Origin of the sequence: Trichlorobacter ammonificans, assembly GCF_933509905.1 — a bacterium.
In the GTDB taxonomy this organism is placed as follows: domain Bacteria; phylum Desulfobacterota; class Desulfuromonadia; order Geobacterales; family Pseudopelobacteraceae; genus Trichlorobacter; species Trichlorobacter ammonificans.
In genome coordinates, this window is record NZ_OW150024.1 from 1,879,126 (window position 1) to 1,899,930 (window position 20,805).

Sequence of the window (20,805 nt, forward strand, 5' to 3'; positions counted from 1 at the left end):
CTTGACGCCACCGTCAAAGCATTTACAATCCGCCCATGCTTGTTCGCACGTCCGGTCCGCTCACACTCCTGCGCCGTTTCTGGCACTGGCCCGTTCGTATAGCTGCCGCGGCTTTCCTGCTCTGGTATCTGTTCCTGCTGATCATGCCGGCCGGAAACGGCCAGCGCGTCTACGGTCTGACCGTTCCCAAAGGCGCCGGCCTGGGGTCGGTCGCCGAAGAGCTGGCCCAGCAGAAGATCGTCCGCAGTGCCCTGCACCTGCGCCTGGTGGCACGCCTGCGCGGCCTTGACCGCGCCATGCAGGTGGGTGACTATCGCCTGACCGATGCCATGACGCCGACGCAGATACTTGAAAAGATGGCACGGGGGGAGACCGATGCCCGCCGCTTTACGCTACCCGAGGGGTACTCCATGTTCCAGGCTGCAGAGCTGCTGGAGCGTGCCGGCATCTTCAAAAAAGACTCCTTCCTGGTGGCCTGTCGTGACACGACACTACTCAGCTCGCTGGCCATTCCCGCACCGAGCGCCGAAGGCTATCTCTTTCCCGGCACCTATCTGGTGGGATTCCATACCGACGAGCGTGCCCTGGTAACGGAAATGGTACGGGAGTTCAGATTCCGGACCGCATCGCTCCTACCGCTGGTGGACCAATCCGGTTTTGACCTGCACCAGGTGGTTACCCTGGCCTCCATGGTGGAACGGGAGGCGGTCTCCATCGAGGAAATGCCGCTGATTGCCTCGGTATTTCACAACCGGCTGCGGATCGGCATGCCCCTGCAGAGTGATCCCACCGCCATCTACGGCATACGGACCTTTGGCGGAACCGTTACCCGTTCCGATGTTCAGCGCACCTCTCCCTACAATACCTACCGGATCAAAGGACTCCCCCCGGGCCCCATCGGCAACCCCGGACTTGAGGCGATCCGCTCGGTGCTGCACCCGGCAGCCACGGACTATTATTACTTCGTGGCACGCAAGGACGGAACCCACCAGTTCTCCCGGACACTCCAGGAGCATAACCAGGGGGTCCAGCGATTCCTGCGCAAGGGGAAGAAGCGGAAGTAGACTGAATACACGGAAGGATCGGGTAGCAGCGGGAGGACGGCGGACGTGACAGGGCACCCGGCGTACCGGGCTGGCGAACAGAAGGTGGACGCCGCCCGGTGCCTGCCCACGGCGTCCGCTGCTGTTTCAGCCTACACAGATGCCGTCGGCATCCTCGATGACGATCTCCAGTTCCACCAGGGCGCTCTCGCTAAGCCCCAGAAAACGGGTTTCCGGCAATTCGGACAACAGGATGGACGGATCACGGGGATGGTGGGAGCGGCCGAGCCGACGACAGGTAAGGTTGGCGAGGCGTACGGCCACCAAGAGAATGTTGTTCTGATCGAATTCACGCGCATGGTGCCTGCCGGCTATTTCACAGTAAAACTCGGGAAAGTTCCATCCTTTCATCAGGGCGTAGCCTACTTCTTCGTGCATCGCCTCCATGATCCCGCCGATCAGCGGTTCCGTCAGCTCAACCTCGGTCTGTCCGTCACGCAGGATATCATCCAGCACCTTCAGAAGCGCCAACTTGCCGATGTCATGCATCAGCCCCCCCATGAACGCCTCGGCAGCCATGCCGGGATACCCCCCTCTGCGGGTCAGCCACTTGGCCCCAACAGCACAGGAAAGTGCATGCCCCCACAGCTCCTGCATCAACCGGTTCAGGACGTCGTTCGAGGAGTTGTAGTACTCGAACTGGGAGGCCAGCATCGCCATGTTGGCAATTTCCTGAGCCCCCAGGCGGACAATGGCGTCCTTGATGGTGGCGATCTTCGACAATCCGGCGTAGTAGGAAGAGTTGGCAACTCTGAGCACCCGCCCCGACAGCGACTGGTCCTCACTGATCAACTCAATGACGTCGTCGATTTCGAAGGTTCGGGAGGCCAGCAGTTGCTGCAATTTTACCGCAACCGTGTGAAAGACCGGCAGCTCCTGACTGCTCTCCCTGAGCGTGGTCTGAATCAGTTCAACCAACTGTCGTGCTTCGGTCATGGGGCACCTCTCCCGGCTGGCACTGCTCTGGCGGCGTAGTGTACCGGCTTTTTCCGAAAATGCAATCCGAGCTCTCCCGACCGGGCATGAAAAAACTACTGCAAGGTGACGGGGTCATGCCACGAGGCCGCAGCATCGGCAAGGCCGCAAAATTCCCGTACTCCCCGGAAACTGGTGCGGTGGATCGGACAGGGACCATGGCTGCGGATAGCGGCCAGGTGGGCAGCGCAACCGTACCCCTTGTGGCGGGCAAAGCCGTACTGTGGCCACTGCTGGTCGTAGGCCAGCATCAGCCGGTCGCGGGTAACTTTGGCAATGATGGATGCCGCGGCAATGGAAGCACTGCGGCTGTCCCCCTGCTTGATCGTCTGTTGCGGCAGCGGTGACGGGATGGTGGTAATACCGTCGATCAGCAGATAGTCAGGAGCCGGCAAAAGTGCCGTCACCGCCTGCAGCATAGCCTGGCGGGTCGCCTGCAGGATATTGATCCGGTCGATCAGAGCTGGCGGAGCACTGCCAACCCCCACGGCCAGGGCTGCACCCGTGATTTCGTCGAACAGCCGTTCGCGCTGTCGTTCCGTCAGCTTTTTCGAATCATTCAGCCCGACAACGGAGCAGTCCGGCGGCAGGATAACTGCGGCGGCAACCACCGGGCCGGCCAGGGGCCCCCTGCCTGCCTCATCCACCCCGGCTATCCGGAGATACCCCAACGCCCCCGTCCGCTGCTCGAAGTGCCAGAGGTCCGCGGCCTGGGTATATGCAAAGAGGAGTTCCTGCATAAAAAAAGCCCCGCCGGAGCGGGGCTGGAAACACGAGGTCAGCGGGCCATGCCGGGCACGTACTTGCGCTCGCGAATACGTGCGGCTTTACCGCGCAGGCTGCGCAGGTAGTACAGCTTAGCACGGCGCACATGGCCGCGGGTGACGACTTCAAGCTGCTCGATGATCGGTGAGTGAATCGGGAAGACCCGTTCAACACCGATGCCGTTGGAAATTTTGCGGACAGTGAAGGTCTCGTTGATACCGCCGTTCTGGCGAGCGATCACCACGCCCTGGTAGGCCTGGATCCGCTGTTTGTCGCCTTCCACGATCTTGACGTGGACCTTGACCGTGTCGCCGACCTTGAAGACCGGGATATTCTTCTTCATCTGTTCGAATTCAATAAAATCGATGGTGTTCATGGCTCCTGCTCCTCCTCATGGTACCTGTATCAGGTTGATATGGTTTCTCTCTGTCCCAGCAGCCGGTCCAGCATGATGGCCAGGGCCGAACGGACCGGCAGATGATTGTAGTCGCCGCAGCCGACAATCGGTTCAAGGGTTTCATCGGCCTCTGCGAACAGCTCGTCCGCCAGTCCCCAGCCGGTGCCCAGCACCAACAGGCAAGGCTGCCCGTCATGCCGCAGCCGGTCGCGCAAGGCGGCGAAGGAAACGGCGTCGGCTCTGCGCCGCGCACCGGTGGCAACCACCGTCACCGGCCTGTCGAAACGTTGTTGAAAGGCAGCCACTGCTTCGGCCAGCGTCGGCACCACCCTGACCAGAGAAAGGGCTTCACGGCGGTCCGGGTTGTACCCTCCGCCCCACCCGGTGTCCCAGTGGGTGGTAATACGCTGGATCATCGCCTGCTGCTCTGCGGACGGCGTTACCAGGTAGTAGCGGCTCAGGCCGTACGTCCGGGCTGTCCGGGCGATATCGTGGATATCTAGATTGGTGACTGCCGTGGTCACCACGTCACGATGTTTGTTATATACCGGGTGGTGCACCAGAGCCACTGCCAGGTTCTCAACCATGCTCCGCCTCAAGCTCGGCCAGCATGTGCCGGTCGGCAGCCGAAAGATCGGCTTCCCGCAGCAGGTCGGGGCGGATGGCCAGGGTACGCCGCAGGGCCTCCCGGCGACGCCACTGCCCAATACGGGCATGATCACCGGAAAGCAGCACGTCAGGCACCGCCAAGTCGCGAAACCGCGGAGGCCGGGTATACTGGGGGTACTCCAGCAGTCCGTCGGAAAACGAGTCACTCCGCGCCGACTCTTCCGACCCCAGGGCCCCCGGCAGGAGCCGGGTCACGGCATCCACCATGACCATTGCGGCCAACTCGCCGCCCGAAAGCACGTAATCGCCGATGGAGATGGAGCGGTCCACCAGCAGCTTTCTGACCCGTTCGTCAATTCCCTCGTAACGGCCGCAGAGGATAATCAGCCCCGCGGCCTCCGAAAGCTCGGCTGCGACCCGCTGGCTGAAGCGTTCCCCCGTGGGGCAGGCTGCCACCACCAGAGCCTTGGGGTTGCATCGGCGGGCATGTTCAATACAGGCTGCCAGCGGTTCAGGCTTCATCACCATGCCGGCACCGCCGCCGTAGGGAGCGTCATCGACGGTATGGTGCTTATCCAGAGCGTAGGCGCGAATCTGATGCAGGCCGATGCTGATCAGTCCCTTGTCCTGCGCCCTGCGAATGATACTCTCTTCAAACGGTCCCCGGAACATCTCGGGGAAGAGGGTCAGAATGTCGAACCTCATAGATCAAGCAACCCTTCCAGCGGCGTGATGGTCATGATCCCCGCGGACAGGTCAACCGTCTGAATCACATCCGCAATGGCGGGGATGAGGTACTCCTTCTCCTCCCCCTCCACCACGTAGACATCGTTGGCGCCGGTTTCCATAATCCGGCTCAACGTCCCCAGGCGCATCCCCTGATCGGTCACTACCGTCAGTCCGATCAGGTCCTTCCAATAGTATTCGTCATCTCCGGCTGCCGGCAACTGGTCCTGATCGACCAGCAGTTCGGCACCGGCCAATCGTCCGGCAGCGTCGGCACTGTCGATCCCCGCGATGGTCAGCAGCATCTTGCTGCCGTGCTGCACCGCACGCGTCAACCGGAACCGGCCCATCGTGCCGTCGGCCATCGCAAGCCGTATTTCGCGCGCCGCCTGCAGGGTTTCGATATTGCCCGAATAGGAATGCAGCCGAAGCTGCCCCCTGACACCGTGGGGGCCGCTGATCCGGCCGACGGCAATCAGGGTAGTGCGTTCGTGTTCCATTTATTCGACAATCTTCAGGATCGCCTTCTTGTTGTCCCGCGTCGCCACCGCATTCAGCAAGGTCCTGATCGCCTTGGCGGTACGGCCTTCCTTACCGATGATCCTCCCCATATCCTCCTTGGCCACGGAAAGCTTGATGACCAGGGTATCCTCTTCCATTTCTTCGGAAGTGAGCACTTTCGACGGATCGTCAACGAGGGCCTGCGCGATGGTTTCGACGAGTGTTTTCATCTGGCGTACCTCTGCGCGGTGGAGTAGCCGGTGGAACCGGATGGGACGCTATGACGACGGTCAGGCTGCCTGGGTGTTGTTCTCCAGGATACCTTCCTTTTTCAGCAACTGGCGTACCGTATCGGTGGGCTGCGCACCCTTGCCGAGCCAGTCGATGATCTTGTCCTTGTTCAGCTTGCAGATCGCGGGCTTCTTGGTCGGATCGTAGTAGCCGAGGTTCTCGATGAAGCGACCGTCGCGACGGCAGCGCTCGTCAGCGATGACTACCTGATAAAAAGGACGCTTCTTGGCGCCGCCGCGTTGCAGTCTGATCTTTGTTGCCATGGTGTTTCCTCCTGCGTGGTATCGTGGGTGATGTCGGATTAGATGTACCGCGAATATCTAGCTGTCTGTGTAGTGCCGCCGGCGTCAACGACCGAAGGGGAACATGCCGCCCCCGAGCTTGCCGCCCAATCCCCCGAGTCCGGGCAGCCCGCCCATCCCCTTGAGCAGTCCCTTGGGCCCCATCTTCTGAAACTGTTTCATCATCTTCTGCGCTTCGGTAAAACGTTTGAGCAGCAGGTTGATTTCCTGGACGGTAGTACCGCTTCCCTTGGCGATCCGCAGGCGGCGACTGCCGTTGATGATGCCGTGGTCGGCCCGCTCCGCCGGTGTCATGGAACGAATGATCGCCTCGATCCGCTTCATTTCCTTCTCGCTGGGCTGGGCCCCCTTCATCTCTTTCATCATCTTGCCCATGCCGGGGATCATGCCCATGATCGATTCCAGCGAACCGAGCTTCTTGATCTGCTGCATCTGCTCAAGAAAATCCTCGAGATCAAACTGATTTTTCTTGAGCTTCTGGTGCAGCCGCTCCGCTTGTTTTTCATCGATGGCGGCGTGGGCCTTCTCCACCAGGGTGAGCACATCTCCCATGCCCAGGAGTCGAGAAACCAGACGATCGGGGTGGAACGGCTCGAGCGCATCCAGCTTCTCCCCCAGGCCGACAAACTTGACCGGAGTGCCGGTAACCGCCTTGATGGAAAGGGCTGCCCCCCCCTTGGCATCGCCGTCAAGCTTACTGAGAATAACACCGGTCAACCCCAGACGTTCATGAAAACCGCCGGCCACCGTGACCGCTTCCTGACCGGTCATGGCGTCGGCAACGAACAGAATCTCCCGCGGGCTGGTGGCCGCCTTGATCCGCTCCAGCTCACCCATCAGAAAATCATCGATCTGATGGCGTCCGGCTGTATCCAGCAATACCGTGTCGTAGCCGTTCAACTCGGCAAAACGAAGCGCACCGGCCGCAATATCGACCGGATTCTGCCCCGGATTGGAGTCGAAGACCTCGATATTCAGCTGGCGCCCCACGGTTTTGAGCTGTTCGATTGCCGCCGGCCGATAGACGTCGGCGGGCACCAGCAGGGGTCGCCGCTTCTGCTTGCGCAACCAGTTACCCAGCTTGCCGCAGGTTGTGGTCTTGCCGGCACCCTGCAGGCCGACCAGCATCAGCGCCACTGGCGGTTTTGCCGCCAGGTCCAGCTCATTGTTCCCGGCGCCACCCATCAGGGCCACCAGCTCGTCGTGAACGATCCGAATGACCTGCTGACCAGGAGAAAGACTGTGCAGCACCTCGGTACCGACCGCCTTTTCCCTGACCTTCTCGACGAACTCCTTGACAACCCTGAAATTGACGTCGGCCTCAAGCAGGGCCAGACGCACCTCGCGCAGGGCATCTTTAATGTTGTCCTCGGTCATGACTCCCTGACCGCGGAGCTTCTTGAAGACCGATTCCAGCTTATCCGAAAGGGTATCAAACATCGGGTTCTGATCCTAAAAGCACTGAAGTATAAAGTGAATTCGCCATATTGTCAAGCAATACGTCAGCTTGCAATTTGGGGGCTCCGGGAAACACGCCTCGAGACGGAATGGGCACGGGCAACTACAGTCGGATCACCGACGAGGCAGCCAGCAGCGTCTCGGCGGTACTGAACATATTGGTAACGCTCCCGGCGGCGAGCTGCTCCTTCTTGCCGAAGTAATCAAGACAGAGGCCACAGGCAAAGATTTCCACCCCCTGCTCGCCGAGCTTGCGCAAAGCCTCCACGGTTTCCGCCCCCTCAACGGCCAGCAGCACGCCGGAATTGAGCAACAGGATACGATCCGGCTGCCTCGGCGTTTCCAGCAGGGCGTGGATGAAGCTTCGCATCAGCAGGCGCCCCAGCTCCTCCGGACCGGCTCCCATCTGGTCGGCGGTAATCAGCAACACCCGCTCACCGGACTGTACGGCAGCAGCCGGAGCCGTCGCTGTCCCGGCAGGGGTAAGCACCAGCACCCAGCCGAAACCGTCGGCCGCTTCGGTCACCCCAAAACCCCGGTTACGGGCGAACCGTCCCACATTCTCCCGCGGCGCGCCGTCATCCAGCAGCACGCGCAGCCCCTCCGGCGACTGCTCCAGTTCCCGCTTCGTCCGGATCACGGGTTCAGGGCAGGATAATCCACGACAGTCAATGGTCTTCAGGGGGCACCTCCTCCTGCCGGACATACACGCCGTCAACCAGGCGGCTGACAAAGGCAGGCATCAGGTCATGGTCGGCCAGGGCGGCCAGCAACGCTTGCTTCTGGGTATCATCGAACCGGATGGCCAAGCCGCATTCGGTCTGCAACGCACGCGGGGCCGGGATCAGCAGAATCCGGAGCCCCAGGGATTTAAGCAGGTTTTCAGCCTTCATGACCCGGTGAGTCGAGTTGAAGACGGCAAGGTACTGACCTTCCTGAACCATGAACTGTTCCATCCGCTTTTTTTCGTTCTCCCTACCCGTTGCGCATGTTGACAATCAGCAATGAACTTCATACTATGCCGAAAAAGGACACCCCATGCAAGATGCATTTTCCCTTGCCGGCCTTGTAGTGCTGGCCTTCATCGTAAGCATGCCGTGCGGCTACCTGCGGGAGTCGTTCCGGAAATTTTCGTTTCCTTGGCTGCTGATGGCGCACCTGCCGATCCCGCTGGTCTATCACCTGCGTCACCTTGCCGGGTTTGACTGGCACGTCATTCCCCTGACCCTGACCAGCGCCATCGGCGGCCAGATGCTGGGTGGCTGGTACAAACGGAGGGTGCGGCGTGGCCGGAAAGCGTCGGAAAGGGTCCCCTGAAGCAATCGGCCGCCTGATTTCCGTCGGTCTGGAAGGCAGCGCACTCGGCACGCGGCTGAAGGAACTGGAGGTCTGGCGGGTCTGGAAGCAGGCCGTGGGGGCCGCCATTGCCGCGCGTACCCGCCCCTTGCGCCTGTCCGGCGGCCGGCTGACAGTGCTGGTTTCCGGCGCCCCCTGGATGCAGCAGTTGAATTTTCTCAAAGAAGAACTGCGCGACAAACTGAACCGGTCGCTGGGGAGTGACCGGGTAACGGAAATCATCTTCAAGGCCGGCAGAATTCACGAACCGCCAGAGGAAGAACAGGCCGTGGCGCCGCTCTTGCATCCCCTCTCTCCTGCCCGGCAGCGCCGGATCGAGCAGCAGGTAAACGAACTGGACGACCCTGAACTGGCCTCCCTGCTGAAACGCCTTATGGAACTGCACTATCAGCGGCGTCCGGACACCTTCACGCCGGACGCCTGACCCTCCCCCTTATTCCAGTCCCCGCTCCGCGATTTCGATAGCCCGCCGCACCGCCATGGCCTTGTTCACGGTTTCCTGCCATTCCGCCGCCGGATCGGAGTCGGCGACGATGCCGGCGCCTGCCTGCAAATGCACCTGCCCATCCTTCACCACCAAGGTACGGATGGCAATGGCCAGATCCATGTTGCCGGAGAAGGAGACATAGCCCACGGCTCCGCCATAGATACCGCGTCGGACCGGCTCCAGTTCGTCAATGATCTCCATGGCCCTGATTTTAGGCGCTCCGGACAGGGTACCGGCCGGAAAGGTGGCCCGCACCAAGTCGAAGGCATCCCGCTCCCCTTCAAGCTCCCCCCGCACATTGGAGACGATGTGCATCACGTGCGAATAGCGTTCGATCACCATCAACTCGCTCACCTCGACGCTACCGGAACGACAGACCCTCCCCAGGTCGTTACGCCCCAGATCCACCAGCATGACGTGCTCGGCTCGCTCCTTGGGGTCAGCCAGCAGCTCCTCCGCCAGACGGGCATCCTCCTCGGGGGTCGCCCCCCGGGGTCGGGTACCGGCGATGGGACGCAGTTCAACGTGCGTTCCTTCCTTGCGCACCATTACTTCCGGCGAAGCCCCGGTAACCACGGTATCGTCCATGCGCAGGAAGAACAGATAGGGTGACGGGTTCAGAGTGCGCAGTACCCGGTAGACATCGAAGGGGTCCACCGTCAGGCTGCCGGAAAAACGCTGGGACAGCACCACCTGGATGATATCGCCGGCCCTGACGTACTCCTTGGCCCGCTCCACCGACTCCTCGAACTGCTCACGGGTCATATTGGAGGCAAAGGCCACCGCCGCCTCGGCCGGTGCGGTTTCCGAGCGGTGTTCCAGGGGGCGGCGCAGCTTCGCCACCAACGCCTCTATCCGCTCCACAGCCTGGCGGTAGGCATCCTCAGGGGTGGTCGCGGCGTCCAGGAACGCGTTGGCCACCACCTGAATCTTCTGCTTGACGCTGTCGAATACCAGCAGCGAGTCGGTCACCATGAACCAGGAATCCCAGGCGCCGATGGTGTCGGCATTTTCTGCGGGCAGGCACTCGAAGTGACGTACCATGTCATATCCGAGGCAGCCGACGGCACCGCCGCAGAAGCGGGGGAGTCCTGCCACTTCAACCGGCCGGTAGCGGCCGATGATCTCCCGTACCACCCTGGTGGGATCCTCGCAGGTGCTCGTCGTCAAGGTACCGTTCTCCAGGACCTCGACCCGGTCGCCCCGGGAACGAACCACCAGCGAGGGGTTCGACCCCAGGAACGAGTAGCGTCCCCATTTCTCCCCCCCTTCGATACTCTCCAGCAGAAAGGAACGGCAGCCGTCGTCGATCTTGCGGAACGCCGTTACCGGCGTGTCCATGTCAGCCATGATCTCGCGGTAGACCGGCACCAGGTTGCCGGTACCGGCAAGACGGGAAAACTCTGCAAAATCAGGAAATATCATGATTTCTCCCGAATCGGTGAATAATGGGATGGCACGCTAGCACAGGGGGGTATGGGTGTCAACGCCGCATCAATCGCTTTTCATTGGGAAAAGTTGTGCTATACTCCGCCAAAATTCAACCGGAGCGCCGTCATGAAACAGACCAACATCCTGCTTGAGAGTGACACCAACGAGCTTGAAATCGTGGAATTCCGCGTTGATGAGCTGGACCGCAACGGCGAAGTTGTTCCCTGTCATTACGGCGTCAACGTGGCCAAGGTGCGCGAGATCATCCGGCTGCCGCAGTTGACCAAGACCCTGAACACCTCGGCTGAAGTGGAGGGGATGATCAAGCTGCGTGAAAAGGTGATCCCGGTGCTGAACCTCTCCCGCATCCTCAACAAGGACACCGGCGACATGAAGGCCGACCGGGTCATCGTTCTTGAGTTCAACAATCTGATGGTAGGGGTCCTGGTTCACTCCGTCTCCCGCATCTACCGCATCTCCTGGACCCACGTGGAGGCTCCCTCCGCTTCCCTCTATTCCGACCAGATCACCGGCCTGGTCAAGATGGACGACCGGATCATCCTGGTGCTTGACTTCGAAAAGATCGTCGGCGAGTTCTGCTCTGCCAGTGCCTTGAAACCGCTGGCTCCGGAACAATTGCTGGAGTCCATCAGCCACGACCGCAGCAACCGGACCATCCTGGTGGCGGACGACTCTCCCTTCATTCGCGGCACCATGTGCAGCGCCCTGCGGGGAGCCGGTTACAACGTTATTGAAGCGGTCAACGGCGCCGAGGCCTGGGACAAGATACGCGAGATCATGTACCAGACCTCTTCGGACGGTGTGCCTTTCAAAAGCAGGATGCAGCTCCTGATCACCGACGTGGAGATGCCCCAGATGGACGGACTGCACCTCACTTCCACGGTCCGCAAGGAGGAGGGCTTGAAAGATTTGCCGATCATCATCTTTTCCTCCCTGGCCTCTGAGGACAACATCCGTAAATGGCATGACCTGGGGGCACAGCAGATTCTCACCAAGCCGGATCTGCCCAACCTGGTCAAGTACGCCGACGAGTTCACCGCCTAGTCCGTTCTACCCCGCACCGCTTAAAGGGCCGCTTTCGCGGCCCTTTTCGTTTTTCCCCACTTTCCCTGTTGACATCCCCCCCTGTTTCTGATTAAGTGCCGCCACCGTAAACGATATAAGTATTTAAAATAACTAAATTTTTTAAGCATTACTAAAAATTTGTTCAACCAAACTTTCGATCTGATCAAATCCGGACACAAGGAGAAACCGTCAATGAAGCGAGTCAACAAGTTCCGCAAGGTTATGGCCGCAAACCGCGGTGAGATCGCCATCCGCATTTTCCGGGCCTGCACCGAGCTGGGAATCAGCACCGTAGCGCTCTACTCCGAAGAGGACAAACTGTCCCTGCACCGCTACAAGGCCGACGAAGCCTACCAAGTCGGCAAAGGTAAGGCCCCCATCGACGCTTACCTGGGGATCGACGAGATCATCGCCCTGGCACTGAAGGCAGACGTGGACGCCATTCACCCCGGCTACGGTTTTCTGGCGGAAAACGCCGAATTTGCCGAGAAGTGTGAAGCCGCCGGCATCACCTTCATCGGCCCCACCGCTGAAATGCAGCGAGCCCTGGGGGACAAGGTGGCAGGCCGCAAGGCAGCCATTGCCGCCGACGTGCCGGTGGTCCCCGGCACCGAAGACCCGATCGAGAAGGAAGAGGAAGCGCTGAAGTTCGCCAAGGAGCACGGGTATCCGATCATCATCAAGGCAGCCGCCGGCGGTGGCGGTCGGGGGATGCGGGTGGCCCGCAACAAGAAGGAACTGACCGAGGGGCTGGTGGCGGCCCGCAGCGAGGCCAAGGCGGCCTTCGGCAACCCCACCGTCTTCCTGGAACGCTACATCGAGAATCCCAAGCATATCGAAGTGCAGGTACTGGGGGACAACTACGGTAACCTGGTGCATTTCTTCGAGCGGGACTGTTCCATCCAACGCCGCCACCAGAAGGTGGTTGAGTTTGCCCCCTCCCTCTGCCTGACCCAACAGCAGCGGGAGGAGATCTGCACCGCAGCGCTGAAGATCTCCGGGCTGGTCAAGTACCGCAACGCCGGTACGGTCGAGTTCCTGGTTGATCAGGAAGGGAAGTTCTACTTCATCGAGATGAACCCCCGCATCCAGGTGGAGCATACCGTCACCGAGATGATCACCGGCCGCAACCTGGTGCAGAACCAGATCCTGATCGCCCAGGGGTACAAGTTGTCCGACCCGGAGATCAACATCCCCTCCCAGAGCGCCATCGACATGCGCGGCTACGCCATCCAGTGCCGCATCACCACCGAGGACCCGGCCAACAACTTCGCCCCGGACTTCGGCACCCTGACCACCTATCGTTCCGCCGCCGGCGCCGGTATCCGGCTGGACGCGGGCAACGCCTTCACCGGCGCCAAGATCACTCCCCACTACGATTCGCTGCTGGTGAAAGTCAGCTCCTGGGGCCTCACCTTCAAGGATGCGGCCTCCATCATGCACCGTGCCCTGCAGGAATTCCGGGTGCGGGGGGTCAAGACCAACATCGGCTTCCTGGAAAACGTCATCACCCACCCCGTCTTCCTGGGGGGCAAGTGCGACACCTCCTTCATCGACAAACATCCGGAACTGCTCAAATTCCGTGAGAAGAAAGACCGGGCCAGCAAAGTGCTCTCCTTCCTCGGCGACGTCATCGTCAACGGTTCTCCCGGTATCGTCAAGCCGCTCAAATCCGCCGACCTGATCGAGGCAAAGGTGCCGGAGATCGACTACACCCAGCCCCGTCCGGCCGGTTCCCGCGACCTGTTCATGAAGCTGGGGGCGGAAGGGCTCTCCAAGTGGATTCTTGACCAGAAGAAGCTGTTGATCACCGACACCACCATGCGGGACGCCCACCAGTCCAACCTGGCCACCCGGGTCCGCACCTACGACCTGCTGAAGATCGCCGAGCCCACCTCCTACCTGGGGGCAGACCTGTTTTCGCTTGAGTGCTGGGGGGGCGCCACCTTCGACGTTTCCATGCGTTTCCTGAAGGAATGCCCCTGGCAGCGGCTGCACAAACTGTCCGAGGCGATCCCCAACATCCTCTTCCAGATGCTGCTGCGGGGCAGCAATGCCGTCGGCTACACCAACTACCCGGACAACGTGGTGCAGAAGTTCGTGGAAGAAGCGGCCAACTCCGGGGTGGACATCTTCCGGGTCTTTGACTCCCTGAACTGGACCACCGGCATGCAGGTGGCCATGGAGGCGGTGCGCAAGTCCGGCAAAATCTGCGAGGCCGCCATCTGCTACACCGGCGACATCACCGATCCCAAGCGGGACAAGTACCCGCTGGAGTATTACGTGCACATGGCCAAGGAGCTGGAAAAGATGGGCGCCCACATCCTGGCCATCAAGGACATGGCCGGGCTGCTGAAGCCCCTGGCCGCCTACAAGCTGGTCAAGGCCCTGAAGGAGAATATCGGCATTCCGGTGCACCTGCATACCCATGATACCTCCAGCAACGGCTCCGCCATGCTGCTGAAAGCTGCCGAGGCCGGGGTGGATATCGTGGATGCCGCCCTCTCCTCACTGTCGGGCCTGACCGCCCAGCCCAACCTGAACGCCCTGGTGGCCACCCTGGAAGGGAGCGAGCGCGACCCGCAGGTGAATGCCGCCGGCCTGCAGAAGCTTGCCAACTACTGGGAAACGGTGCGGGACTACTACGCCCCCTTCGAGTCGGGTCTCAAATCCGGCACCGCCGAGGTCTACCACCACGAAATTCCCGGCGGCCAGTACTCCAACTACAAGCCGCAGGTTGCGGGCCTGGGGCTGCTGGATCGCTGGGAAGAGTGCAAGGAAATGTACCATAAGGTGAACATGCTCTTCGGCGACATCGTCAAGGTCACCCCCTCCTCCAAGGTGGTGGGCGACATGGCCATGTTCCTGGTGAAAAACGACCTGCAGCCTGAAGATGTCTTCAGCAAGGGTGAGGAGCTGGCCTTCCCGGAATCGGTGGTGGGCATGTTCAAGGGGATGCTGGGCCAGCCCTACCAGGGATGGCCGGAGGAGCTGCAGAAGATCATCCTGAAGGGACAGCAGCCGATCACCTGCCGCCCCGGTGAACTGCTGGAACCGGTTGACTTCGAAGATGAGCGGCTCAAGCTGGAGGAGCGGCTGGGACACAAGATCGACGACAAGGCGCTGATTTCCGCCATCCTCTACCCCAACGTCTACCCGGAGTTTGACCGGCACCGCCAGGAGTTCTCCGACACCGCGGTCATCCCCACGCCGATCTTCTTCTACGGCCTGGAGCCGGGACAGGAGACCTCGCTGGATATCGAGCCGGGCAAGACCCTGATCATCAAGCTGAACGCCATCGGCAAGGTACAAGCGGACGGCACCCGGGCGGTCTACTTCGAACTGAACGGCAACACCCGCTCCGTGGTGGTGCGGGATCAATCGGTGCAAAGCGACGAGGCGGTGCGGGAAAAGGCGGACAAGGCCAACGGCAACCATATCGGCGCACCGATGCCGGGCAAGGTGTTGAAGGTCAACGTCAAGGCCGGGGACAGCGTGAAGGCCGGTGATGTGTTGATGGTTACCGAGGCCATGAAGATGGAGACCAACATCAAGGCCAAGGCCGACGGCACCATTGCCGAGGTGAAGTTCAAGGAAGGCGAAAAGGTGGAGAAAGAGGATCTGGTCATCGTCATGGGTTAACAGCCCGGCTTGCCGTTGTCCTATATAAGAATGCACACCATCGCCCCGCTCCGGTCCATCCGGGCGGGGCGACGTCGTTCTCCCCTCCCCTTGCCTGCCCGCGTCATTCCGGGTAGGATGGGCGTCTGCCGACGCGGCGCATCCAATGTACCGGAGGTATCAAGATCACCATGAGTTCACCGCTCCTGATCGCCAAAAGCAGTGCCACTGAGCTGGTTTTACTGCCCCGCATGGCCAACCGCCACGGCCTGATCACCGGCGCCACCGGCACCGGCAAGACCGTGACCCTGCAGTCCCTGGCCGAGCAGTTCTCCACCATCGGCGTGCCCTGCTTCATGTCGGACATCAAAGGGGACCTTTCCGGCCTGTCAAAACCGGGAGGGGGCAACCCGAAAGTTGAGGAGCGGCTGAAGCTGCTCGGAGTCGCCGAGCACCCCTACCGCGCTTTTCCGGTGACCTTCTGGGACCCCTTTGGCGAGCAGGGACATCCGGTGCGGGCCACGGTTTCCGACATGGGGCCGCTCTTGCTCTCCCGCATGCTGGAGCTGAACGAGACCCAGACCGGCGTGCTCAACCTGGTCTTCAAGGTGGCGGATGACAACGGGTTGCTGCTGCTGGATCTGAAGGACCTGCGGGCCATGCTGCAGTTTGTGGGGGAGAATGCCAAAACACTGACCACCGACTACGGCAATGTCTCGGCTGCCAGCGTAGGGGCGATCCAGCGCGGACTGCTGGCACTGGAGAGCCAGGGGGGCGACCGGATTCTGGGTGAGCCGATGCTGGACATCAACGATCTGATGCAAACGGATCGGGGGCTGGGCGTGGTCAACATCCTGTCGGCCGAAAAGCTGATGGGGAGTCCCAAGCTGTACGCTACCCTGCTGCTCTGGCTGCTGTCCGAACTGTTCGAGAACCTGCCCGAGGCCGGCGATCTTGACAAGCCCAAGCTGGTCTTTTTCTTTGACGAGGCCCACCTGCTGTTCAACGACGCCCCGCCGGCCCTGGTGGACAAGATCGAACAGGTCGTACGGCTGATCCGTTCCAAAGGGGTCGGGATTTACTTCGTCACCCAGAACCCGGCCGACATCCCGGACAAGGTGCTCTCCCAGCTGGGCAACCGGGTGCAGCATGCCTTGCGGGCCTTCAGTCCCCGTGATCAGAAGGCGGTCAAGGCGGCGGCAGAGACCATGCGGGACAACCCGGAGCTTGACGAGGCAGCCGCCATCACCGAGCTGGGAGTCGGCGAGGCACTGATCTCCTGCCTGGATGAGCAGGGAAGCCCCGGCGTGACGGAACGGGCCTTTATCATCCCGCCCCGGGGACAGATCGGCCCGATTGAGTCCCAGGAGCGCCAGCGACTGCTGCAGGGATCACTGGTGGCCGGGGTCTACGACCGGTCCGTGGATCGGGAGTCGGCCTACGAGCTGCTCAAGGCCCGCGCCGAGCAGGCGACACAGACACAAGCCGCAGCCCAGCCGGCGGCGCAGGGCAGCAGCAGCGCTGGCGGAGGTTTGGGCGGCATACTGGGAGACCTGTTGGGTGGCAGCGGCAGCGGTAGCCGCCAGCGCGAAGGGGTAGTGGAGGCCCTGGCCAAAAGCGCGGCCCGTTCGGTGGGTAATCAGTTGGGAAGGGCCATCATCCGGGGGGTGTTGGGGTCGCTGCTCGGCAACAGACGCTGACGGACAACAGGAGTGGGAACCAAGCGCCCCGCCCCGGATATCGGGAGCGGGGCGCTTGTGCATCCGGCATCAAAGGCGCGGCAATCAGGACACGAGCCGACCGTCCTTCACCTGGATGACCTGTTCTGCTGCTCTGGCGATCTGATCGTTGTGGGTCACGATGACGATGGTGGTGCCCCGGCGATGCAGATCACGCAGGATGGCCAGCACCTCCGCCTCCGCGGCGGAATCAAGATTACCGGTGGGCTCATCCATCAGCAGAATATCCGGATCGTTGGCCAGGGCGCGGGCGATGGCCACCCGCTGCTGCTGACCTCCGGAAAGCTGGGACGGCTTATTGTTCGCCTTGTCGGCCAGCCCCACCAGGGCAAGCAGTTCCATGGCGCGCTCCGTTTGGCGTCTCTCCGGCACGCCGGCCAGCATCATGGCGGTTTCGATATTCTCCCGGGCGGTCAGGTTCTGCAGCAGGTTGAAGAACTGGAAGACAAAACCGATTTTCTCCCGACGCACCGCCGCCAACCGGTTGTTATCCAGGCCGCTCAACTCCGTACCCCCCAGCCAGACGCTGCCGCTGCTGGGACGGTCCAGCCCGCCCAGCAGGTGCATCAGGGTACTCTTGCCATGCCCCGAGGGACCGACGATACAGGCAAAAACCCCTTTCCCGATCTCCAGCGACACCTCTCGCAGCGCCGTGGTGGCCGCCTCGCCGGTGCCGTACACCTTGCCGACGTTTTCAGTTCTGATGAAGATATCATTCATAGCTGATCGCCTCCACCGGCGACAGTCGCGCCGCCCGCCAGGCAGGGTAGAGACCGGCCACCACCGCCACGATTGTTGAAAAAACAATGGAGCCGACAACCAGCTTCAGGTCAATGACCGAGGCGGTACCGGACCCCTTGACCAGCGTGGTGAAGGCATTGTTGCCGATGTAGGGTGCCACTGCCATGGAGGTGACCAGACCGGCCGCGACACCGCAGACGCCCCCCAGCAGGCCATAGAAACCGGACTCCAGGATGAAGGCTCCGAAGATGGTGGACTGCCGCGCCCCCAAGGCCAGGAGGATGCCGATCTCCCGTTTGCGCTCGTAGGTCGCGGTCATCATGGTGTTGATGATGCCGAAGGCCGCTGCCAGCACCGATACCGCCGCGATGAGCTGCAGGGTGATGTTCACCGAACCGACGATGGCCAGTACCGACCTGAGCATCTGTTTGTCTGAAATCACACCCAGCCCGCCGCTTTCCACCGTAATCTGCTCGATGTACTGATCAATCAGTGCCAGGTTGTCCACGGTGACCGCAGCGTAGGAAACCCGGTCCACCGCCTTGAACAGCCGCTGGGCCGTAGACAGGGGGATGAACAGGGTATAGTCGTCCCTGCCGCCGGTACGGGCAAGCACGCCGGCCACGGCGAGCTGCGTGCCGCGGACGGTAAGGGAGGAGCCGGGCCGCAGGCCGAACTGGTCGGCCAGGGCCGTGCCGACCACCACGCCATCGGCGCTGCCGGGGCCGAAATAACTTCCCTGGCTAACCTTCCACCCCTTGAGCCGCTTGGTTTCTTCCGGCAGGATACCGCTGACGGAGACCGGCTTATTGTTGATGGCGGTCTTCTGGGCCAGAAACGGCACCACGGTCAGCCCCTTGATGGCAGAGATTTTACCGATCTCTGCCATGGTGATGGTGGTGGGCATCTGGTCGCCGGTCAGCACCGATAACTGTTCATAGCCGCAGGAGCCCTTGGGGACCACCACCAGGTTGGCCCCCAGGGCGTTGGTTTCCCGATAGATTTCTTTCTTCAGACTCCCTCCCATGGACTGGAAGGTTACAAACGAAGCGATACCGATGGTGATCCCCAACAGGGTGAAGGCGAACCTGCCCCGCCGGCGGGAGATGTTGCTGACCACAAGCTTTGACAGTGTCATCTACCCTCCGATCTTATGGTTGCGCACCACCTTCAGCTTGTGCGCGGAAAACAGGTAGCCGTCGGCCAGCTTGACGAAGGAGCCGGTCAGCCGCACCTCGTCCCCGAACTTCGGCATCTGCCCCTGGTATTTGATCGGAATGAACAGCTTGTTGCAGTTCTGGGTCGTGCACTGCAGCTCCTTGATATCCATGATGCCGAAAATAGACGGATCCTGGTTGGATATTCCCCCCATGATACCGGTAATGGTGATGGTGCCGGTGAAGGAAGCGGGATCATTGCCCACGTCGTTCACGTTCAGGGCCTTGGCGCTGCCGGTGGTGACGACAACAATGCCGATGAGTGCTACAACTGCCAGGGCCAGGGCGACGATGACGGATTTTTTCATGGTACGACTCCTTACGCAGAAAAAGTTGAGCAGGTAGCCGCAGAAGCGTAGGCGAACGCTTCGCGGACGTACTGCACTGGTACGTAGCGGACAGCACGGTGGTGAGACTTCTGTCAGGGGAGTTAAACGGCGGCTTCCGGGGGGTATTCGATCAGCGTGGGGTATTCCTTGGGGTGGTAGCTGCAGGACAGGACCGGATGGACGAAAGCCGGCGCCTGACGCATCTCCACCACCGGCAGCTCGGCAAGTACTGCGGTCGACAGGCAGTGTGAGCAGGCGCAGTCCGGTGTGGTGCAGGGCACCTGTTTTTCCGGACTTTGCCGTGCTCCGCCCTCGCAGCAGCGATCGGGCGTCGGGGCAGCGAGCAGTGCCGAAGCAGTGGTGAACGCTCCGCTCGTCACCACGACGGCGGCAACCAGGGTTATCAGGGCGACTATGCGGAGCCAGGAGCCGAGCATGGCAGCCATAGTAGGAAATCCGGAGCTGCGGTGTCAAGCACGTTGCTCCTGCCGCACGCCGCCGGCACGCAAGATTCCGCTGGACAACGCCGCCGGGCCACGGTACCACATCCGGACACCACACGCATACCGGGGGGCATCATGGAAACCGCCGACAACGCCGAAAAACGCTACAACCAGTTTGCCAGCGACAATTACGCCGGTATCTGCCCCGAAGCCTGGCAGGCAATGGCAACGGCCAACCACGGGTTTGCTCCCTCCTACGGCGACGACTGCTGGACGAAGCGGGCGTGCGAGCTGCTGCGGGAACAGTTCGAAACCGACTGCCAGATCTTCTTCGTTTTCAATGGTACCGCCGCCAACTCCCTGGCCCTGGCCTCCCTCTGCCATTCCTTCCACAGCGTGATCTGCCATGACCTTGCCCATATCGAAACCGACGAGTGCGGCGCTCCCGAGTTCTTCAGCAACGGCACCAAGCTGCTGCACGTGGGGGGACGTGCAGGCAAGCTGGACCTGGACGAGGTGGAACGGACCATAACCCGGCGCAGCGACATCCACTACCCCAAGCCGCGCGTGCTGAGCCTGACCCAGGCCACCGAGGTGGGGACGGTCTACACGGTGGAAGAGGTCCGTGCCGCCTGCGACCTGGCGGCGCGTTATGGACTGCGGGTGCAGATGGACGGCGCCCGCTTCGCCAATGCCGTTGTTTCGCTCGGGGCAACACCGGCCGAACAGACCTGGAAGGCCGGAGTAGATGTGCTGTGCCTGGGGGGAGCCAAAAACGGCATGGCCGTGGGAGAAGCGGTGATCTTCTTCAGGCGCGATTTGGCCGATGAGTTCGAGTACCGTTGCAAGCAGGCCGGTCAATTGGCCTCGAAAATGCGCTTTCTGGCCGCCCCCTGGGTCGGAATGCTGGAAAACGACGCCTGGCTGGATAACGCCCGGCACGCCAACCGTTGCGCCAGCCTGCTGGCGCAGGAATTGTCCGCCATCGACGGCCTGGAGCTCATGGTTCCTGTTCAGGCCAACTCGGTGTTCGTCCGGCTTCCGGAGCCGGCAGCCGCCGCGCTGCGTGACGCGGGCTGGCGATTTTACACCTTCATCGGCTCCGGCGGCGCGCGTTTCATGTGTTCCTGGCAGACCACGGCGGAGGATGTACACCTGCTGGCGGCGGCGGTACGGCGGGCAATGGCTGCCGCCTGATCAACGGTTGTACGGCGCCGGCACCAACCGA

General features: G+C 61.5%; 23 protein-coding genes. 7 read left to right on the top strand and 16 right to left on the bottom strand.

The annotated features are described in order from the left end of the window. Positions 1-35: 35 nt before the first annotated feature. On the top strand, positions 36-1,064 hold the full coding sequence (gene mltG, locus RAK07_RS08445; RefSeq protein ID WP_305732396.1) for an endolytic transglycosylase MltG: 1,029 nt from the start codon (positions 36-38) through the stop codon (positions 1,062-1,064). Between the two features lie 126 nt (positions 1,065-1,190). Here mltG and RAK07_RS08450 read toward each other — a convergent pair whose 3' ends face one another. From RAK07_RS08450 to RAK07_RS08500, 11 genes are all read right to left on the bottom strand, one after another. Beyond that, positions 1,191-2,039, bottom strand: a complete 849-nt coding sequence (locus RAK07_RS08450) for an HDOD domain-containing protein (RefSeq protein ID WP_305732397.1) — start codon at positions 2,037-2,039, stop codon at positions 1,191-1,193. 95 nt (positions 2,040-2,134) lie between these two features. Beyond that, positions 2,135-2,818, bottom strand: coding sequence for a ribonuclease HII (rnhB, locus tag RAK07_RS08455; RefSeq protein ID WP_305732398.1), 684 nt, complete (start codon positions 2,816-2,818; stop codon positions 2,135-2,137). 38 nt (positions 2,819-2,856) lie between these two features. After that, complete coding sequence (gene rplS / locus RAK07_RS08460) at positions 2,857-3,219, bottom strand: 50S ribosomal protein L19 (RefSeq protein WP_305732399.1); 363 nt, start codon at positions 3,217-3,219, stop codon at positions 2,857-2,859. A 29-nt stretch (positions 3,220-3,248) separates the two neighbouring features. Further along, on the bottom strand, positions 3,249-3,827 hold the full coding sequence (locus RAK07_RS08465; protein ID WP_305732400.1) for an RNA methyltransferase: 579 nt from the start codon (positions 3,825-3,827) through the stop codon (positions 3,249-3,251). Next, positions 3,820-4,554 (bottom strand): tRNA (guanosine(37)-N1)-methyltransferase TrmD, encoded by a 735-nt coding sequence (trmD, locus tag RAK07_RS08470; RefSeq protein WP_305732401.1) that lies wholly within the window; start codon positions 4,552-4,554, stop codon positions 3,820-3,822. Before trmD ends, RAK07_RS08465 begins: the two co-directional genes overlap by 8 nt. Further along, on the bottom strand, positions 4,551-5,075 hold the full coding sequence (gene rimM / locus RAK07_RS08475; RefSeq protein WP_305732402.1) for a ribosome maturation factor RimM: 525 nt from the start codon (positions 5,073-5,075) through the stop codon (positions 4,551-4,553). Before rimM ends, trmD begins: the two co-directional genes overlap by 4 nt. Continuing rightward, the gene (locus RAK07_RS08480; RefSeq protein WP_305732403.1) at positions 5,076-5,306 is read right to left on the bottom strand and encodes a KH domain-containing protein; all 231 of its coding nucleotides are present in this window, start codon (positions 5,304-5,306) and stop codon (positions 5,076-5,078) included. A gap of 60 nt (positions 5,307-5,366) precedes the next feature. Further along, positions 5,367-5,630 carry a 30S ribosomal protein S16 gene (rpsP, locus tag RAK07_RS08485; protein WP_305732404.1) on the bottom strand — a complete coding sequence of 88 codons (264 nt, stop codon included), beginning with the start codon at positions 5,628-5,630 and terminating at the stop codon, positions 5,367-5,369. A gap of 84 nt (positions 5,631-5,714) precedes the next feature. Then, entirely contained in the window at positions 5,715-7,109 is a 1,395-nt protein-coding gene (gene ffh / locus RAK07_RS08490) for a signal recognition particle protein (RefSeq protein WP_305732405.1), read from the bottom strand. Between the two features lie 121 nt (positions 7,110-7,230). Next, complete coding sequence (gene yedF, locus RAK07_RS08495) at positions 7,231-7,767, bottom strand: sulfurtransferase-like selenium metabolism protein YedF (protein WP_309550361.1); 537 nt, start codon at positions 7,765-7,767, stop codon at positions 7,231-7,233. 28 nt (positions 7,768-7,795) lie between these two features. Continuing rightward, complete coding sequence (locus tag RAK07_RS08500; RefSeq protein ID WP_309550362.1) at positions 7,796-8,083, bottom strand: putative Se/S carrier protein; 288 nt, start codon at positions 8,081-8,083, stop codon at positions 7,796-7,798. 82 nt (positions 8,084-8,165) lie between these two features. Here RAK07_RS08500 and RAK07_RS08505 point away from each other — a divergent pair, with 82 nt between their 5' ends. Continuing rightward, positions 8,166-8,444, top strand: coding sequence for a hypothetical protein (locus RAK07_RS08505; RefSeq protein ID WP_305732406.1), 279 nt, complete (start codon positions 8,166-8,168; stop codon positions 8,442-8,444). Further along, the gene (locus tag RAK07_RS08510) at positions 8,413-8,907 is read left to right on the top strand and encodes a DciA family protein (RefSeq protein ID WP_305732407.1); all 495 of its coding nucleotides are present in this window, start codon (positions 8,413-8,415) and stop codon (positions 8,905-8,907) included. Before RAK07_RS08505 ends, RAK07_RS08510 begins: the two co-directional genes overlap by 32 nt. 9 nt (positions 8,908-8,916) lie before the next feature. Here the strand turns inward: RAK07_RS08510 and trpE are convergent, their stop codons facing one another. Next, a complete protein-coding gene (gene trpE / locus RAK07_RS08515; protein WP_305732408.1) occupies positions 8,917-10,395 on the bottom strand; it encodes an anthranilate synthase component I in 1,479 nt (492 codons plus the stop codon). 132 nt (positions 10,396-10,527) lie between these two features. On the opposite strand from trpE, the gene RAK07_RS08520 reads away from it, so the two are divergent. From RAK07_RS08520 to RAK07_RS08530, 3 genes are all read left to right on the top strand, one after another. Further along, a complete protein-coding gene (locus tag RAK07_RS08520; protein WP_305732409.1) occupies positions 10,528-11,466 on the top strand; it encodes a chemotaxis protein CheV in 939 nt (312 codons plus the stop codon). A gap of 213 nt (positions 11,467-11,679) precedes the next feature. Beyond that, positions 11,680-15,129 carry a pyruvate carboxylase gene (locus RAK07_RS08525; RefSeq protein WP_305732410.1) on the top strand — a complete coding sequence of 1,150 codons (3,450 nt, stop codon included), beginning with the start codon at positions 11,680-11,682 and terminating at the stop codon, positions 15,127-15,129. Positions 15,130-15,299: 170 nt separating this feature from the next. Continuing rightward, positions 15,300-16,808 carry a helicase HerA-like domain-containing protein gene (locus RAK07_RS08530; protein ID WP_305732411.1) on the top strand — a complete coding sequence of 503 codons (1,509 nt, stop codon included), beginning with the start codon at positions 15,300-15,302 and terminating at the stop codon, positions 16,806-16,808. Between the two features lie 84 nt (positions 16,809-16,892). Here the strand turns inward: RAK07_RS08530 and RAK07_RS08535 are convergent, their stop codons facing one another. The 4 genes from RAK07_RS08535 to RAK07_RS08550 all read right to left on the bottom strand — a co-directional run bounded on the left by RAK07_RS08535 (position 16,893) and on the right by RAK07_RS08550 (position 19,580). Next, complete coding sequence (locus RAK07_RS08535) at positions 16,893-17,567, bottom strand: ABC transporter ATP-binding protein (RefSeq protein WP_305732412.1); 675 nt, start codon at positions 17,565-17,567, stop codon at positions 16,893-16,895. After that, positions 17,560-18,726, bottom strand: a complete 1,167-nt coding sequence (locus tag RAK07_RS08540; protein WP_305732413.1) for an ABC transporter permease — start codon at positions 18,724-18,726, stop codon at positions 17,560-17,562. The genes RAK07_RS08535 and RAK07_RS08540 overlap by 8 nt, the downstream gene beginning before the upstream one ends. Beyond that, on the bottom strand, positions 18,727-19,113 hold the full coding sequence (locus tag RAK07_RS08545) for a hypothetical protein (protein WP_305732414.1): 387 nt from the start codon (positions 19,111-19,113) through the stop codon (positions 18,727-18,729). A 122-nt stretch (positions 19,114-19,235) separates the two neighbouring features. Continuing rightward, a complete protein-coding gene (locus tag RAK07_RS08550) occupies positions 19,236-19,580 on the bottom strand; it encodes a hypothetical protein (RefSeq protein ID WP_305732415.1) in 345 nt (114 codons plus the stop codon). A gap of 132 nt (positions 19,581-19,712) precedes the next feature. Between RAK07_RS08550 and RAK07_RS08555 the strand changes: the two genes are divergently transcribed. Beyond that, the gene (locus RAK07_RS08555; RefSeq protein WP_305732416.1) at positions 19,713-20,774 is read left to right on the top strand and encodes a threonine aldolase family protein; all 1,062 of its coding nucleotides are present in this window, start codon (positions 19,713-19,715) and stop codon (positions 20,772-20,774) included. The last annotated feature ends 31 nt before the right edge of the window (positions 20,775-20,805 follow it).

Coding starts and splice junctions, on each gene's coding strand:
- mltG (WP_305732396.1), top strand. CDS start 36: ATGCTTGTTCGCACGTCCGGTCCGCTCACACTCCTGCGCCGTTTCTGG.
- RAK07_RS08450 (WP_305732397.1), bottom strand. CDS start 2,039: ATGACCGAAGCACGACAGTTGGTTGAACTGATTCAGACCACGCTCAGG.
- rnhB (WP_305732398.1), bottom strand. CDS start 2,818: ATGCAGGAACTCCTCTTTGCATATACCCAGGCCGCGGACCTCTGGCAC.
- rplS (WP_305732399.1), bottom strand. CDS start 3,219: ATGAACACCATCGATTTTATTGAATTCGAACAGATGAAGAAGAATATC.
- RAK07_RS08465 (WP_305732400.1), bottom strand. CDS start 3,827: ATGGTTGAGAACCTGGCAGTGGCTCTGGTGCACCACCCGGTATATAAC.
- trmD (WP_305732401.1), bottom strand. CDS start 4,554: ATGAGGTTCGACATTCTGACCCTCTTCCCCGAGATGTTCCGGGGACCG.
- rimM (WP_305732402.1), bottom strand. CDS start 5,075: ATGGAACACGAACGCACTACCCTGATTGCCGTCGGCCGGATCAGCGGC.
- RAK07_RS08480 (WP_305732403.1), bottom strand. CDS start 5,306: ATGAAAACACTCGTCGAAACCATCGCGCAGGCCCTCGTTGACGATCCG.
- rpsP (WP_305732404.1), bottom strand. CDS start 5,630: ATGGCAACAAAGATCAGACTGCAACGCGGCGGCGCCAAGAAGCGTCCT.
- ffh (WP_305732405.1), bottom strand. CDS start 7,109: ATGTTTGATACCCTTTCGGATAAGCTGGAATCGGTCTTCAAGAAGCTC.
- RAK07_RS08500 (WP_309550362.1), bottom strand. CDS start 8,083: ATGGAACAGTTCATGGTTCAGGAAGGTCAGTACCTTGCCGTCTTCAAC.
- RAK07_RS08505 (WP_305732406.1), top strand. CDS start 8,166: ATGCAAGATGCATTTTCCCTTGCCGGCCTTGTAGTGCTGGCCTTCATC.
- trpE (WP_305732408.1), bottom strand. CDS start 10,395: ATGATATTTCCTGATTTTGCAGAGTTTTCCCGTCTTGCCGGTACCGGC.
- RAK07_RS08520 (WP_305732409.1), top strand. CDS start 10,528: ATGAAACAGACCAACATCCTGCTTGAGAGTGACACCAACGAGCTTGAA.
- RAK07_RS08525 (WP_305732410.1), top strand. CDS start 11,680: ATGAAGCGAGTCAACAAGTTCCGCAAGGTTATGGCCGCAAACCGCGGT.
- RAK07_RS08530 (WP_305732411.1), top strand. CDS start 15,300: ATGAGTTCACCGCTCCTGATCGCCAAAAGCAGTGCCACTGAGCTGGTT.
- RAK07_RS08535 (WP_305732412.1), bottom strand. CDS start 17,567: ATGAATGATATCTTCATCAGAACTGAAAACGTCGGCAAGGTGTACGGC.
- RAK07_RS08540 (WP_305732413.1), bottom strand. CDS start 18,726: ATGACACTGTCAAAGCTTGTGGTCAGCAACATCTCCCGCCGGCGGGGC.
- RAK07_RS08545 (WP_305732414.1), bottom strand. CDS start 19,113: ATGAAAAAATCCGTCATCGTCGCCCTGGCCCTGGCAGTTGTAGCACTC.
- RAK07_RS08550 (WP_305732415.1), bottom strand. CDS start 19,580: ATGGCTGCCATGCTCGGCTCCTGGCTCCGCATAGTCGCCCTGATAACC.
- RAK07_RS08555 (WP_305732416.1), top strand. CDS start 19,713: ATGGAAACCGCCGACAACGCCGAAAAACGCTACAACCAGTTTGCCAGC.